Below are 16,845 nucleotides of genomic sequence, written 5' to 3' on the forward strand. Positions count from 1 at the left end.
GTGGACAGCCATACTTCCGAATTATGGCAGCAAATTTTATCGATCATTCAAACCAAATTAAGCAAACCGAGCTTTGACACCTGGTTTAAAGCTACGAAGGCATTAACTTTCGGCCCACAGGTTCTCATAATATCGGCCCCTACAACCTTTGCAGTGGAATGGCTGGAAAGCCGTTACACCAAGCTGGTAGGCGCTACGGTTTTCGAAGTCACCGGCAAACAGGTTGACGTCAAATTTGTTATTGAAGATAGCAAGCCCCCCGAGCCTGTAGTGCAGCCATCTGCCCCTCTGCCCGCGGTATCGCGTGAAGAAGCACAGACGCATTTGCTCAATCCAAAATATACGTTCGATACGTTCGTGATCGGTTCCGGCAACCGTTTTGCGCATGCGGCATCCCTTGCCGTGGCCGAAGCGCCCGCCAAAGCCTATAATCCCCTTTTTTTGTACGGGGGCGTTGGTTTGGGCAAGACCCACTTAATGCATGCCATCGGCCATTACGTTTTGGAGCATAACCCCAGCAACAAGGTTATTTATATTTCTTCCGAGAAATTCACCAACGAATTCATTAATTCGATCCGTGATAACCGCGGGGAAAGCTTTCGCAACAAGTACCGGAATGTTGATATTTTGCTTATTGATGATATTCAGTTTCTGGCCGGCAAAGAATCGACGCAGGAGGAGTTTTTCCATACGTTCAATGCCCTGCATGAAGAACGCAAGCAAATTATCATCTCCAGCGACCGTCCTCCTAAGGAAATACCTACTTTGGAAGAACGGCTGCGTTCCCGGTTTGAATGGGGACTTATAACAGATATTCAACCGCCGGACCTGGAGACGCGTATCGCCATCCTGCGTAAGAAGGCCAAAGCGGAGAATCTTGATATTCCCAACGAGGCGATGATGTACATTGCCAATCAAATTGATACCAACATCCGTGAGCTGGAGGGTGCGCTGATCCGTGTTGTAGCCTACTCGTCACTGACCAATCAGGATGTAACAACCCACCTGGCTGCTGAAGCACTGAAGGATATCATCCCATCCAGTCGTCCTAAGATGATTACGATCGGGGATATTCAAGCCAGAGTAGGCGAATATTATAATTTGAGGCTAGAGGATTTCAAAGCACGCAAACGTACCAAAGCTGTTGCTTTTCCGCGCCAGATCGCAATGTATCTTTCCCGGGAATTAACAGACTATTCCTTGCCCAAGATTGGAGAGGCCTTCGGTGGACGCGACCATACAACAGTCATACACGCCCATGAGAAGATAACCCAGTCATTAAAGATCGATCAGGAGCTGTATAAAGTGGTCAATAATCTTGCAGAAAAAATTAAAAATCCTTCTTAAAGGAATCAAAGAGCCTATACACAATCTATGCACATGTGAATAGGCTTAATTTTATGCGTTTTAAAAGGGTTATCCACATATTCAGTGCCCCTACTACTAATACTAATAAAGAACTATAATAATTCATCATCTATTAACAGGTTCTAAAGCTAACCTTACAGGCATAGAACCCCAATTTTTGAGCTAGGAGTGAAGTTATGAAAATCAGCATTCTTAAAAATGAACTTAACGAATCCATCCAACACGTATCCAAGGCCATATCCAGCAGAACAACGATTCCCATTCTTACCGGTATTAAGCTTGAAGTCAGTCATCAGGGAGTTACGCTGACCGCAAGCGATACTGATATTTCCATTCAATCGTTTATTCCTGCAGAGAATGATAGCCATACTATTGTGAAGGTAGAGCAACCGGGAAGCGTTGTCCTGCCGGCCAAATTTTTCGTTGAAATCATCAAGAAGCTGCCCTCCAAAGAGATCCACATGGAAGTAAAAGAAGGCTTCCAGACTTATATTTCTTCCGGAGCCACTGAAATTCAAATCGTGGGTCTTGATCCCGAAGAATTCCCGGTTTTGCCGAATATTGAAGAGAACGAAACAATCTCTCTACCAGGAGATTTGCTCAAAAATATGATTAAGCAAACAGCCTTCTCCATTTCCACCCAGGAGACAACACCGATTCTGACGGGTATTTTGTGGAATCTGGCCGATGGTGAATTTAAATTTACGGCTACCGACCGCCACCGTCTGGCTACAAGAGCTGCAAGATTGGATGGAACTGAGAATGTTCGTTTTGGAAACGTCGTTATTGCCGGTAAAACACTTAATGAGCTTAGTAAGATTATTCCTGATCAGAATATGCTCGTAGATATTGTTGTTGCCGACAATCAAGTGCTGTTCAAAATCGATAAGGTTCTTTTTTATTCGCGTATACTGGACGGAATATATCCGGATACTTCTAGAATTATTCCAACAGCCTATAAAACAGAACTAACCTTGGACACAAAAAAATTAAGTGAATCCATAGATCGGGCTTATTTGCTGTCCCGGGAGGAAAAAACGAATATTGTACGTCTGCAGACGCTCGAGCATGGCGGCATTGAAATCTCCTCCAGTTCCTCCGAGCTGGGTAAAGTGCGTGAAGAACTCGAAGTTATCGATTTTCAAGGCGAACCGCTGAAAATTTCATTCAACTCCAAATATATGCTAGATGTGTTAAAAGTCGTGGAAAGCGAGCAGCTTGTGATCGCATTTACCGGCATGATGAGTCCGATTATTCTTAAGCCTCTGGACGACAGCCGCAGTATGTATGTAATCTTGCCTTACCGTACAACAAATTAAAGCCACCATTCACGACCTGTGGATAAGTGGAAGAAAGGATAAAAAAGCATGAATCAAATTGTTATCCACAGTGGATATATCAAGCTCGACCAATTTTTGAAGCTGTCTGACTGTGTATCCACAGGCGGAATGGCAAAGGCGCTGCTGCAGGAGGGACATGTGCTGGTCAACGGTGAGAAGGAGGAACGACGCGGAAGAAAGCTGTACCCGGGTGATAAGGTTGAGGTACAGGATGCCGGTTCCTTTGAGGTTGTCGGCGGTGGAGTAAAAGAATAGGTTTGCGGTTTTAATAGCGTCAGGAGGAACCATTACGTGTTTGTTAAAAATATCGGTCTGCAGCATTATCGCAATTACGGGCTGCTGCGTCTGGAGAGCCTGGGTGACGTCAATCTAATTCTCGGTCAGAACGCCCAAGGCAAAACAAACCTCATGGAGGCGTTGTTCGTCCTGGCGATGACCAAGAGCCACCGTACCTCCAAAGACCGGGAGCTGATCTCATTCGAGGCTCCGGGGGGTACAGCTCAAATTGTTGCCGAGGTGCAGCGGAAATACGGGGATCTGAAGCTGGAGCTTACGCTGTCTGCTCAGGGCAAAAAAGCAAAAATAAACGGCTTGGAGCAGCGACGGTTAAGCGAATTTGTCGGATCATTGAATGTCGTAATGTTTGCACCGGAGGATTTGGAGATTGTCAAAGGAACCCCCGGGATCAGACGGCGGTTTCTTGATATGGAAATTGGCCAGGTACAGCCCAGTTATTTATTTCACCTGCAGCAATACCAGAAGATACTGCTCCAACGAGGCAATCTGCTGAAGCAGTTGTGGGGAAAAGATACGGCAGGAAGAGAGCTGCTCGAGGTCTGGGATGCTCAACTTGTAGAGCACGGTGTTAAAATCGTCAAAAAAAGGAAACAATTCATAAAGAAGCTCCAGATATGGGCAGAAAGCATCCATCGGGGAATTACAAACGGCGGAGAAGAGCTTAAATTGCTCTATGTCCCCTCTTTTGGAGAGAGGGATGAGGAAGATGAAGCTGTCTTATTAAACAATTTTATGTTAAAGTTATCACAAACCAGAGATCAGGAAATACGGCGCGGCATGACGCTGACGGGCCCCCATCGGGATGACCTGTCCTTTTTTATCAACGGAAGAGAGGCGCAGGTCTATGGCTCCCAAGGTCAGCAGCGTACGACGGCTTTATCGCTCAAGCTGGCGGAAATCGAGCTGATTCACGAGGAAATTGGGGAATATCCCGTTCTGCTTCTTGATGATGTATTATCCGAGCTGGATCCATATCGTCAAACCCAGCTTATCGAGACGTTTCAAAGTAAAGTACAAACATTCATAACAGCTACAGGGATTGAGACCCTAAAGGCTGATAAATTAAAAGGTGCGAGCCTATACCATGTCCACGACGGCAAAGTGGATTCTTAACAGAGCGGAGGAAGTACATGTATATTCATTTGGGCGGGGAGAAGATTATCCGTTCTTCGGAATTGATTGCTATATTTGATATTTCGATTGAGAAATCCTCCAAGGTGTCCAAGCAATTCGTCATTCAGGCCCAGCAAGATAAAAAGCTGGAGCGGATTGGCGAAGAGGAAGCGAAATCGATAGTCGTTACGAAAAATATCGTGTACTATTCCCCTATTTCCTCCTCCACTCTCAACAAAAGAGCCAAAATATTATTAGAGATATAATGTCACACAAGGACGATGAGATAATCTGAAAGAAGTAGGTGAAGGCATGTCAATGAATCAACCAACATATGATGAGAGCCAGATTCAGGTGCTGGAAGGGCTGGAAGCGGTCCGAAAGCGTCCAGGCATGTATATTGGTTCCACTAGCTCTAAAGGTCTGCATCATTTGGTGTGGGAGGTTGTCGATAATAGTATCGATGAAGCCCTGGCTGGCTATTGCGACCACATTCAGGTGATTATTCATGAAAATAATAGTGTAACCGTTATTGATAATGGACGCGGCATTCCTGTAGGGGAGAATGTGAAGCTGAAAAAGTCAACACTCGAAGTTGTTATGACTGTTCTGCACGCAGGCGGTAAGTTCGGCGGCGGCGGATATAAAGTATCGGGTGGTCTACACGGAGTAGGTATTTCCGTAGTAAACGCTTTGTCCGAAAAAGTTGTCGTAACAGTCAAACGTGACGGGCATGTTTACCAACAGGAATATAAACGTGGAGCACCGCAGTATGATATCAAAGTAATCGGAGATTCGGATGAGACGGGAACGACGACAACCTTTCTTCCGGATCCTGAAATATTTACTGAAACTACTACCTTTGAATATTCAACACTGCTTACCCGTATCCGTGAGTTGGCTTTTCTGAACAAAGGAATTGCGCTTTCGCTTCACGATGAGCGGACTGGTGTATCCAATTCGTTCAAATATGAGGGCGGAATCGTTGAGTATGTTAAATATTTGAATGAAAAAAGAGAGGCCCTGCATGAAGAACCAATCTACGTTGAAGGTTCACGTGATATGATCCATGTCGAGGTCGCTCTCCAATACAATGACTCGTATACAGAAAATATTTACTCTTTTGCGAACAATATTAATACGCATGAGGGCGGAACGCATGAATCCGGCTTTAAGAGTGCCCTGACCCGTATCATCAATGACTATGCCCGTAAAACGGGTGTAATCAAGGATAGCAGCTCTAATTTGACCGGTGATGACGTCCGTGAAGGACTTACGGCGATTATTTCCGTCAAAATTCCCGAGCCGCAGTTCGAAGGTCAAACGAAGACCAAGCTCGGCAACAGCGAAGTACGCGGAATTGTGGAATCATTGTTCGGGGAAAAGCTGCAGGAGTTCCTAGAGGAGAATCCGGCCGTATCACGGCGCGTTCTTGAGAAGTCTCTGCAAGCTTCGCGGGCACGTGAAGCTGCACGTAAAGCACGTGAGCTGACCCGCCGCAAGAGTGCACTTGAAGTCAGCGCTCTGCCTGGCAAGCTGGCGGACTGTTCTTCCAAAGATGCTTCTATCAGCGAATTGTTCATCGTCGAAGGAGACTCTGCGGGGGGATCCGCCAAGCAGGGCAGGGACCGTCATTTTCAGGCCATTCTGCCGCTGCGCGGGAAGATCCTGAACGTAGAGAAAGCACGTCTGGATCGTATTTTGTCCAATGCTGAGATCCGGGCCATTATTACGGCCCTCGGTACTAGCATCAGCGATGACTTTGATCTGGCCAAGGCACGTTATCACAAAGTGGTTATTATGACGGACGCCGATGTCGATGGTGCTCACATCAGAACTCTGCTGCTAACCTTCTTCTATCGCTACATGCGTAAGCTGGTTGATGCAGGGTATATCTATATTGCTCAGCCGCCGCTTTTCAAGGTGGAGCGCAACAAAGTGATTCGCTATGCGAATTCCGAGAGAGAACGCGATGAGATTATTGCGGGCTTCGGAGATAATGTTAAGGTCAATGTTCAGCGCTATAAAGGTCTGGGTGAAATGAATGCCACACAACTGTGGGATACAACCATGGATCCTGAAAGCCGTATGATGCTGCAGGTAACGATTGAGGATGCTATGCTTGCGGATAGTATTTTTGATACCCTGATGGGTGATAACGTTGAGCCGCGGCGCGATTTCATTCAAGAGCATGCCAAGATGGTCAAGAATCTTGATGTGTAACATCTAAATAAACACAAACCTCCGGTTTTCTTTCCTTTTGGGAAAGTAAAGCCGGAGGTTTTTTATGACTGAGTAATGATTTTATCCCGATGACTTTGATTTCCCTTTCCGTTGCAGGGGAGAGTTAGCCGTTCTGACACGGCCGTAGGCTGCGGCATAACGATGGATTTTGCGGTAAATGGATTTATCCGGAAAGAGTTTGAAGACGACTATGGAGGGTAAAGTGTTGATCTCTAGCAGCCACAAATCATGATGATCGTCAATGGCCACATCCAGGCCGATCTCTTTAATTCCCGGATAAGCGGTCTCCAATTGGCGACCCATACGGATTCCGAGTGTCTGCAGTTGATTTATGGTGAGAGCTGTTTCAGCGGCATCCATATGTTTTTTAAGAAGTGCTTTTACGGACCGTATCCGCCCTCCGTTGTGATAATTCGTTACAATTTTTTGAGGGGCGGCAACTCTGCCCAGCATACCGGTAGTTTCCCAGAGGCCTTCCGGATTTTTTTGGGCAAGCACCCGCAAATCGAACGGCCGGTCCCGATGACGCAGGAGATTAATTCCTTTTTGGATCAAATAGGGCCGATCTTGAATGACCTTCATCAATGCAGCATCAAGTTCCTCTGGGGAAGAGAAAACATCTGCAGACTTACCATAGCGCAAAATATACATCAGTTTTGTTTCCTTGTCGTTCCTCTCGTTATTATCCTCAACGCCTTCCTCTGGCACGCTTGGACTCAAGGTGACGGTCCGCTGCTCGGCCCGCATCACACCGCTGCCGTAAGTTCCCCGATCCGGTTTAATGTAAACCGTTTCGTATAATATAAGCATTTCTTTTAGAGTATGAATTTCATATTTACGGGTATCGGGGATGTAGCTGGATAGAGAGCTGTTGTGCAGGATGGCTTGTGTTTTGGCCCACTTGCTGGAGACCCGTTGAATCCTCATGGTATTCCTCCTTCTCTTACTGCTGAAATTTCAGGACAAGCCATCTAAACAATGGTATAATAAAAGGATATGGGATTAGGCCTTATTGGACGAACATAGGGCGTTTTTATCCATATAACGGACGGCAGAGCCGTTTCTTCCTGTCTGTACATTCTATGTACATGAGATAGGTGCGGAAAGGGCCAATACCCTTATCCGGGTAAAAAAGAAATTAATAATAGATGATATAAGGCTATCACGTTTAATTGTGCTACTTTTGAGAAAGTAATATAATAAAGGGTAGCGGTTTTTCTTAACTGAAGGAGGTCCAGCAACTCATGGCTGAACAAAATAACCCGCAAATCAAAGATCGGGACATTGGTGTGGAAATGCGCGATTCCTTTATGGACTACGCGATGAGCATCATTGTTAGCCGGGCTTTACCAGATGTGCGGGACGGATTAAAGCCGGTTCACCGACGCATTTTGTTTGCGATGTCCGAACTTGGAATGTCTCCGGATAAACCTCACAAAAAATCGGCGAGAATCGTCGGCGAAGTTATCGGTAAGTATCATCCACACGGTGACTCTGCTGTTTACGAGACGATGGTACGTATGGCCCAGGATTTCTCTATGCGATACATGCTGGTTGACGGCCATGGCAACTTCGGTTCTGTAGACGGGGATATGGCAGCGGCCATGCGGTATACGGAAGCCCGCCTTTCCAAAATCGCAATGGAAATGCTGCGGGATCTCAATAAAGAGACAGTAGACTTCGCGCCCAACTACGATGGTGAAGAGAATGAGCCGGTTGTATTGCCGTCCCGTTATCCGAATCTTCTCGTTAACGGAGTTTCCGGTATTGCTGTCGGTATGGCGACAAATATTCCACCACACAATTTGGGTGAGGTCATCGATGGTGTACAGGCGATGATCAAGAACCCTGAAATAACACCTATGGAATTGATGGAATATATTCAAGGCCCTGATTTCCCTACGGCTGGTTTTATTTTGGGCCGTGAGGGTATTCGGCAAGCCTATCGTACAGGACGCGGTTCTGTTACTATGCGGGCTAAGGCCGTCATCGAGGAGAATAACGGGAAAGCCCGTATTATTGTTCATGAGCTGCCTTACCAGGTCAATAAAGCCCGTCTGGTTGAGAAAATAGCTGAATTGGTACGTGAGAAGCGAATCGACGGCATTACAGATCTTCGTGATGAATCCGACCGTAATGGTATGCGTGTCGTGGTAGAGATGAGACGCGATGTCAATCCTAGTGTTGTGTTGAACAATCTGTACAAGCATACTTCCATGCAATCGACATTTGGGATCAATATGCTTGCTATTGTTAATAACGAACCGAAAGTTCTTAATCTGCGCGATGTGCTGTATCATTATTTGCAGCATCAGATGGAGGTTATTCGCCGCCGGACTGAATTTGATCTGAAAAAGGCTGAAGCAAGGGCGCATATTTTGGAAGGTCTGCGTATCGCGCTGGATCACCTGGATGAAGTTATAGCTTTGATTCGTGCTTCCCGGACAACGGATATTGCGCGCGAAGGCTTAATGAGTACATTCAGCCTCAGTATCGAGCAGGCTCAGGCTATTCTCGATATGCGCATGCAGCGCCTTACAGGTCTGGAACGGGAAAAGATCGAAAATGAATATAATGAGCTGTTGGCCAAAATCGCAGAATATCGGGCAATTTTAGCTAATGAATCGCTAGTACTGGAAATCATCAGTACGGAGCTGCAGGAGCTGCGTGATAAATATGCCGATGAGCGCCGTACAGAGATTACCGTAGGTGAAGAGAGCATTCTGGATGAGGACCTTATTCCCCGCGAAGAGGTTGTTGTTACTATTACACATACCGGGTATATCAAACGCCTGCCGGTCAGCACATACCGCAGTCAAAAGCGCGGGGGACGCGGTGTAATTGGTATGGATACGAAGGATCAGGATTTCGTTGAGCATCTCTTCGTAAGCAATTCCCATAATTATCTGATGTTCTTTACCGATAAGGGTAAGGTCTACCGGATTAAGGCTTATGAGATTCCTGAGCTTGGACGAACGGCACGCGGAACGCCAATTATCAATCTGCTTCAGATTGAACAGGGTGAGAAGATCAGTGCAGTAATCCAGGTGGAGGAAAGCGATAGCGATAAGTATCTGTTCTTTGCTACCCGCGAGGGTATCGTGAAGAAGACGCCGCTTGAAGATTATAACAACATCCGCAAAGGCGGACTGATTGCCATTAATCTCCGTGAAGAGGACTCGCTGATTGAGGTTAAGCTTACAGACGGTCAGCAGAACTTGATTATCGGTACAGCACGCGGCATGTCGATTACATTCTCCGAGAACGATGTAAGGTCTATGGGCCGAAGCGCGACGGGTGTCAAAGGGATTACACTCGATAGCAATGATCACGTGATCGGGATGGATTGTGTAGATAAAGAGCTTGAAGTTCTGATCGTTACTTCCAAGGGTTACGGTAAACGGACACCAGCTGGTGACTACCGGTCCCAGACTCGCGGCGGTAAAGGGATTAAGACTATCAATCTTACCGAGAAGAATGGTCCTGTAGTAGGTCTTAAGGTTGTTAAGAGTGACGAAGACCTGATGATCATTACGACCAGCGGGACCTTGATCCGTACCAGTATGGACGGAATTTCCACGATGGGGCGTTATGCGCAGGGTGTGAAGCTGATTAACATCCGTGAGGATGATGCGGTAGCTACTCTTTGCCGTGCTGACAAGAACGAGGAAGAGGAATTGTCAGACATCGAAGAAGGCGGAGAAGTGGCGGGAGAAGAAGCAGTTGAATTAAGCGAATCTGAAACGGACGCTGAAAGCGAAGAAGATACGCTGGAATAGTAGTCATAAGTAAAGAGCAAGGGCTTCTTATTTAAGAAACCCTTGCTCTTTTTTTTGAAAATATATAAGGCATCCTCCACTCCATACTAGTCGCTTGTATTTATCCATACTATAATTAGAGGAATAGAATTTTTCTAGCCTATTAAACAGCTGGGAGCAGTAAAGAAATTAAGGGGCTGAGCATATGCCGAATATATCCGTTGCGGATGTAAAACCGGGATCGAAGATTATTAAAGATGTAATTACACCTTTGGGAGGCACTTTGTTCACCAAGGGTAAAATATTGCTGCCGCGTGATATGGATATACTTCATGCTTTTTTAATTCAACAGGTAGAGATTGAAGGCAGCGAAGCGGATAATAAAGCTGCTGAACCTGTCAAAACGCCTGCCAAAGCAACCCCAATCTCTGCTAAAACAGTCGCGGTCATTAATCATAGAAGCCATTCGCCTCTTCACGATGAGTATGACAAGATGCTGGGGCTGATTAAGAGCAGTTACCGTTCGATTACGGCTCTCCCTCTGCCAATCTTCGAATTACGGAGCCAGTTGGAAGCCTTAGTAGTACATATTAAGGATTATCATGTATTGAAATTTGTGCCGCGTATGTTTAATGAGCAGGATTATAACTACCATAATGCGGTATTGTCTTCGCTGACTTCATATAAAATTGCCCAATGGTGCAATTATCCCCAGAAGGACTGGATGCAGGCGGCTTTTGCCGGCTTGCTGCATGATATTGGCAATGCGAAAGTCGATCCATCCATTTTGCAAAAGGCTGAGCCGTTGAGCAGCAACGAAAGGGATGAGGTACGCAGACATACAACCTACGGATACCAGCTACTGCGTAACGTAACCGCCATTAATGAGGGAGTAAGATTGGCTGCACTGCAACATCATGAAAAAATAGACGGTTCGGGATACCCGCTCCGGCTTGAGGGTAGTCAAATTCATTTTTACGCCAAAATTGTAGCCGTTGCCGATATTTATCATGCTATGACCCGGGAGAAGGCTTATAGAAAGGCTCAATCGCCGTATTTGGTATTGGAGCAGATTCTTAAGGAAGGCTTCGGTAAGCTGGATCCTGTTATTGTACAAACCTTTATTCAAAAAACAACTGAGCTGTACAACGGAACGCAAATACGCCTAAGCGACGGACGTCCTGGAGAGATTATATTCTCGGATCGTAATAACCCGACACGTCCCATGGTTAAGGTTGAGGGTGCAATCGTTAATTTGGCGCTGGATCGCGAGCTTTACATTAAGGAGATTATTTCCCAATAAGTAAATAGTGTTTAGTGGGAAAGTTGTGCTGCGTCCATATCTGTTGGTGATAAAATCGAAGTGGAGGCAGCACAACGGACTGATATGAAAAGTATTATTAAAAAAAGCTTGCAATAGATATTCATACATGGTATATTCTTATTCCGGCCAAGAAATGTTGATGCCGAGCTCGAAAAGAAATTAAAAAAAGAGCTTGCATTACACGGTTGGATATGATATATTATAAGAGTTGCTGGTGAGCATTAATGACCGACAACGAGAACTTGATCTTTGAAAACTGAACAACGAGTGAGTGGGATTTTATGAAAGTGAAATCCAAAAATGAGAATGTAAATTCTCGTCAGATGTTTCAAAATGAGCTATCGCTCTTTCTAAATACCAATTTGGAGAGTTTGATCCTGGCTCAGGACGAACGCTGGCGGCATGCCTAATACATGCAAGTCGAGCGGAGTTTTATTGGGAGCTTGCTTTCAATAGGATTTAGCGGCGGACGGGTGAGTAACACGTAGGCAACCTGCCCCTTAGCCTGGGATAACTACCGGAAACGGTAGCTAATACCGGATAATTTCTTTGTTCTCCTGAAGAGAGAATGAAAGACGGAGCAATCTGTCACTGAGGGATGGGCCTGCGGCGCATTAGCTAGTTGGTGAGGTAACGGCTCACCAAGGCGACGATGCGTAGCCGACCTGAGAGGGTGAACGGCCACACTGGGACTGAGACACGGCCCAGACTCCTACGGGAGGCAGCAGTAGGGAATCTTCCGCAATGGGCGAAAGCCTGACGGAGCAATGCCGCGTGAGTGATGAAGGTTTTCGGATCGTAAAGCTCTGTTGCCAGGGAAGAACGTCTCATAGAGTAACTGCTATGAGAGTGACGGTACCTGAGAAGAAAGCCCCGGCTAACTACGTGCCAGCAGCCGCGGTAATACGTAGGGGGCAAGCGTTGTCCGGAATTATTGGGCGTAAAGCGCGCGCAGGCGGCTATTTAAGTCTGGTGTTTAAACCTTGGGCTCAACCTGAGGTCGCACTGGAAACTGGGTGGCTTGAGTACAGAAGAGGAAAGTGGAATTCCACGTGTAGCGGTGAAATGCGTAGATATGTGGAGGAACACCAGTGGCGAAGGCGACTTTCTGGGCTGTAACTGACGCTGAGGCGCGAAAGCGTGGGGAGCAAACAGGATTAGATACCCTGGTAGTCCACGCCGTAAACGATGAGTGCTAGGTGTTAGGGGTTTCGATACCCTTGGTGCCGAAGTTAACACAGTAAGCACTCCGCCTGGGGAGTACGGTCGCAAGACTGAAACTCAAAGGAATTGACGGGGACCCGCACAAGCAGTGGAGTATGTGGTTTAATTCGAAGCAACGCGAAGAACCTTACCAGGTCTTGACATCTGGGTGAAAACACTAGAGATAGTGTCCCTCTTCGGAGCACCCAAGACAGGTGGTGCATGGTTGTCGTCAGCTCGTGTCGTGAGATGTTGGGTTAAGTCCCGCAACGAGCGCAACCCTTATGCTTAGTTGCCAGCACGTAATGGTGGGCACTCTAAGCAGACTGCCGGTGACAAACCGGAGGAAGGTGGGGATGACGTCAAATCATCATGCCCCTTATGACCTGGGCTACACACGTACTACAATGGCCGGTACAACGGGAAGCGAAACCGCGAGGTGGAGCCAATCCCAGCAAAGCCGGTCTCAGTTCGGATTGCAGGCTGCAACTCGCCTGCATGAAGTCGGAATTGCTAGTAATCGCGGATCAGCATGCCGCGGTGAATACGTTCCCGGGTCTTGTACACACCGCCCGTCACACCACGAGAGTTTACAACACCCGAAGTCGGTGGGGTAACCCGCAAGGGAGCCAGCCGCCGAAGGTGGGGTAGATGATTGGGGTGAAGTCGTAACAAGGTAGCCGTATCGGAAGGTGCGGCTGGATCACCTCCTTTCTATGGAGAATCGTCACCTGCAATGGTGACATTCAAATACGAAGCGCAAGCTTCGATAAGGACCCTTGGGTTCGAACCACTCACTCGTTGCTCAGTTTTGAGAGTTTAAGCTCTCAAACGTAACATCTAGTCTGGAATTTTGATCGGCACAGTCGTGCTCGACCCAAAAATCCACAAACTTGATCCTTGAAAACTGGATACCGAAACGAATTTGCGTTTTAGAACATCTTTTAGCACACTTGTGCAAACAAGTGAATGTTATTAGTTGATACGATTGCTTCTTAATGGAGTGTCGAAGATTGACTTTCTTCTTCGGAAGAGAATCAATGTCCGATATTTTTCCTACGGAAAAAATCGAGGTTAAGCTAATAAGAGCACACGGAGGATGCCTAGGCGCCAGGAGCCGACGAAGGACGTGGCGAACAACGAAACTGCCTCGGGGAGCTGTAAGCAAGCTTTGATCCGGGGGTGTCCGAATGGGGAAACCCAGCTGTGGTAATTCGCAGTTACTTCTCTCTGAACACATAGGAGAGATAGAGGCAGACCAGGGGAACTGAAACATCTAAGTACCCTGAGGAAGAGAAAACAATAGTGATTCCGTCAGTAGCGGCGAGCGAACGCGGAACAGCCTAAACTTGGGCGATTTATCGCCTGGGGGTTGTGGGACGTCTCACATGGAGTTACAAAGGAATCTGGTAGGTGAAGAGGTCTGGAAAGGCCCGCTACACAAGGTAAAAGCCCTGTAACCTAAACTGTGTTCTCTCCGAGACGGATCCCGAGTAGTGCGGGGCACGTGAAACCCCGTATGAATCCAGCAGGACCATCTGCTAAGGCTAAATACTACCTGGCGACCGATAGTGAAACAGTACCGTGAGGGAAAGGTGAAAAGCACCCCGGAAGGGGAGTGAAATAGAACCTGAAACCGTGTGCTTACAAAAAGTCAGAGCCCTGTTTATGGGTGATGGCGTGCCTTTTGTAGAATGAACCGGCGAGTTACGTTTAACATGCAAGGTTAAGGTGAGAAGCCGGAGCCGCAGCGAAAGCGAGTCTGAATAGGGCGATATAGTATGTGGACGTAGACCCGAAACCGTGTGATCTACCCCTGTCCAGGGTGAAGGTGCGGTAACACGCACTGGAGGCCCGAACCCACGCATGTTGAAAAATGCGGGGATGAGGTGGGGGTAGCGGAGAAATTCCAATCGAACTCGGAGATAGCTGGTTCTCCCCGAAATAGCTTTAGGGCTAGCCTCGGCACAAGAGTAATGGAGGTAGAGCACTGATTGGTTGCGGGGCCCGCAAGGGTTACCAAGATCAGTCAAACTCCGAATGCCATCTACTTATTGCCGGGAGTCAGACAGTGAGTGCTAAGATCCATTGTCAAAAGGGAAACAGCCCAGACCATCAGCTAAGGTCCCCAAGTGTGTGTTAAGTGGGAAAGGATGTGGAGTTGCACAGACAACCAGGATGTTGGCTTAGAAGCAGCCACCATTGAAAGAGTGCGTAATAGCTCACTGGTCGAGTGACTCTGCGCCGAAAATGTAACGGGGCTAAACACACCACCGAAGCTATGGCTAGGATCGACTTCACTGCTTCTTTGAGCGGTGTTTATCAGAGTAGACATTTATGCCTGAAATCATTTGAAAAGATGAGGGCTAAATGCTTCTAGGGATAAGCACACTTCGAAGCTGGAGTGAAGTCGATCCTGGGGTAGGGGAGCGTTGTATGTGGGTTGAAGGTGTACCGTAAGGAGCGCTGGACAGCATACAAGTGAGAATGCCGGTATGAGTAACGAAAAGATCAGTGAGAATCTGATCCGCCGAAAGCCCAAGGTTTCCTGAGGAAGGTTCGTCCGCTCAGGGTAAGTCGGGACCTAAGGCGAGGCCGAAAGGCGTAGTCGAAGGACAACAGTTTGAAATTACTGTACCACCGTAATCCGCTATGAGCGATGGGGTGACGCAGGAGGGTAGTGACGCGGACTGATGGATGTCCGTCTAAGCAGTGAGGCTGATGTGCAGGCAAATCCGCACATCATTAAGGCTGGGCTGTGATGGGGAGCGAAAATTACAGTAGCGAAGGTCATGATCTCACACTGCCAAGAAAAGCCTCTAGCCAGGAGAAGGTGCCCGTACCGCAAACCGACACAGGTAGGCGAGAAGAGAATTCTAAGGCGCGCGGAAGAACTCTCGTTAAGGAACTCGGCAAAATGACCCCGTAACTTCGGGAGAAGGGGTGCCCCGGTAGTGTGAATAGCACGAGGGGGCCGCAGTGAAAAGGCCCAAGCGACTGTTTAGCAAAAACACAGGTCTGTGCGAAGCCGCAAGGCGAAGTATACGGGCTGACGCCTGCCCGGTGCTGGAAGGTTAAGGGGAGCGGTTAGGAGCAATCCGAAGCTGTGAACCGAAGCCCCAGTAAACGGCGGCCGTAACTATAACGGTCCTAAGGTAGCGAAATTCCTTGTCAGGTAAATTCTGACCCGCACGAATGGCGTAACGACTTGGGCGCTGTCTCAACGAGAGATCCGGTGAAATTTTAATACCTGTGAAGATGCAGGTTACCCGCGACAAGACGGAAAGACCCCATGGAGCTTTACTGCAGCTTGATATTGAATTTGGGTACGATCTGTACAGGATAGGTGGGAGCCAGGGAAGCAGGAGCGCAAGCTTCTGCAGAGGCGACGTTGGGATACCACCCTGATCGTATCTAGGTTCTAACCTGGTACCCTAAACGGGTACGGGGACCGTGTCAGGCGGGCAGTTTGACTGGGGCGGTCGCCTCCTAAAGAGTAACGGAGGCGTTCCAAGGTTCCCTCAGAATGGTTGGAAATCATTCGAAGAGTGCAAAGGCATAAGGGAGCTTGACTGCGAGACCAACAAGTCGAGCAGGGACGAAAGTCGGACTTAGTGATCCGGTGGTACCGCATGGAAGGGCCATCGCTCAACGGATAAAAGCTACCCTGGGGATAACAGGCTTATCTCCCCCAAGAGTCCACATCGACGGGGAGGTTTGGCACCTCGATGTCGGCTCATCGCATCCTGGGGCTGAAGTAGGTCCCAAGGGTTGGGCTGTTCGCCCATTAAAGCGGTACGCGAGCTGGGTTCAGAACGTCGTGAGACAGTTCGGTCCCTATCTGTCGTGGGCGCAGGAAATTTGAGAGGAGCTGTCCTTAGTACGAGAGGACCGGGATGGACGTACCGCTGGTGCATCAGTTGTTCCGCCAGGAGCATGGCTGAGTAGCTACGTACGGACGGGATAAGCGCTGAAAGCATCTAAGCGTGAAGCCCCCCTCAAGATGAGATTTCCCAGTATGTAAGACCCCTTGAAGACGACGAGGTAGATAGGTTGGAGGTGGAAGTGCAGCAATGCATGGAGCTGACCAATACTAATCGGTCGAGGGCTTATCCAAGATCTAATCGCGCAAATTCGTTTCGGATTCAGTTTTCAGGCGATCAAGCCTGCACCCCATAAGCTGCATGTTCTTTCTAAG

At 47.7% G+C, this 16,845-nt stretch carries 9 protein-coding genes and 2 rRNA genes; 10 read left to right on the forward strand and 1 reads right to left on the reverse strand.

The genetic code is table 11. The features are described from left to right. The 6 genes from dnaA to gyrB all read left to right on the forward strand — a co-directional run bounded on the left by dnaA (position 1) and on the right by gyrB (position 6,341). A complete protein-coding gene (dnaA, locus tag PaeBR_RS00005; RefSeq protein ID WP_410512926.1) occupies positions 1 to 1,347 on the forward strand; it encodes a chromosomal replication initiator protein DnaA in 1,347 nt (448 codons plus the stop codon). Positions 1,348 to 1,544: 197 nt separating this feature from the next. Beyond that, the gene (gene dnaN, locus PaeBR_RS00010; RefSeq protein WP_410512927.1) at positions 1,545 to 2,687 is read left to right on the forward strand and encodes a DNA polymerase III subunit beta; all 1,143 of its coding nucleotides are present in this window, start codon (positions 1,545 to 1,547) and stop codon (positions 2,685 to 2,687) included. Positions 2,688 to 2,735: 48 nt separating this feature from the next. Next, complete coding sequence (yaaA, locus tag PaeBR_RS00015; RefSeq protein WP_410512928.1) at positions 2,736 to 2,963, forward strand: S4 domain-containing protein YaaA; 228 nt, start codon at positions 2,736 to 2,738, stop codon at positions 2,961 to 2,963. Between the two features lie 36 nt (positions 2,964 to 2,999). After that, positions 3,000 to 4,118: a DNA replication/repair protein RecF gene (recF, locus tag PaeBR_RS00020; protein ID WP_410512929.1), complete on the forward strand. Its 1,119-nt coding sequence runs from the start codon at positions 3,000 to 3,002 to the stop codon at positions 4,116 to 4,118. 17 nt (positions 4,119 to 4,135) lie between these two features. Continuing rightward, entirely contained in the window at positions 4,136 to 4,384 is a 249-nt protein-coding gene (remB, locus tag PaeBR_RS00025) for an extracellular matrix regulator RemB (protein WP_410512930.1), read from the forward strand. 46 nt (positions 4,385 to 4,430) lie between these two features. Beyond that, positions 4,431 to 6,341 carry a DNA topoisomerase (ATP-hydrolyzing) subunit B gene (gene gyrB / locus PaeBR_RS00030; protein ID WP_410512931.1) on the forward strand — a complete coding sequence of 637 codons (1,911 nt, stop codon included), beginning with the start codon at positions 4,431 to 4,433 and terminating at the stop codon, positions 6,339 to 6,341. An 81-nt stretch (positions 6,342 to 6,422) separates the two neighbouring features. On the opposite strand, the gene PaeBR_RS00035 is transcribed toward gyrB, so the two are convergent. Further along, positions 6,423 to 7,289 carry a YheC/YheD family protein gene (locus tag PaeBR_RS00035; RefSeq protein WP_410512932.1) on the reverse strand — a complete coding sequence of 289 codons (867 nt, stop codon included), beginning with the start codon at positions 7,287 to 7,289 and terminating at the stop codon, positions 6,423 to 6,425. Between the two features lie 317 nt (positions 7,290 to 7,606). Here PaeBR_RS00035 and gyrA point away from each other — a divergent pair, with 317 nt between their 5' ends. From gyrA to PaeBR_RS00055, 4 genes are all read left to right on the forward strand, one after another. Beyond that, on the forward strand, positions 7,607 to 10,141 hold the full coding sequence (gene gyrA, locus PaeBR_RS00040; protein WP_410512933.1) for a DNA gyrase subunit A: 2,535 nt from the start codon (positions 7,607 to 7,609) through the stop codon (positions 10,139 to 10,141). A gap of 184 nt (positions 10,142 to 10,325) precedes the next feature. After that, positions 10,326 to 11,423, forward strand: a complete 1,098-nt coding sequence (locus tag PaeBR_RS00045) for an HD-GYP domain-containing protein (RefSeq protein ID WP_410512934.1) — start codon at positions 10,326 to 10,328, stop codon at positions 11,421 to 11,423. A 380-nt stretch (positions 11,424 to 11,803) separates the two neighbouring features. Continuing rightward, positions 11,804 to 13,361 (forward strand): 16S ribosomal RNA (locus tag PaeBR_RS00050). A gap of 358 nt (positions 13,362 to 13,719) precedes the next feature. Next, positions 13,720 to 16,764, forward strand: a 23S ribosomal RNA gene (locus tag PaeBR_RS00055). The 16S and 23S rRNA genes sit together here, the layout of an rRNA operon. Positions 16,765 to 16,845: the final 81 nt, after the last annotated feature.

This window comes from Paenibacillus sp. BR2-3 (assembly GCF_046529485.1).
Classification (GTDB): Bacteria; Bacillota; Bacilli; order Paenibacillales; family Paenibacillaceae; genus Paenibacillus_AQ.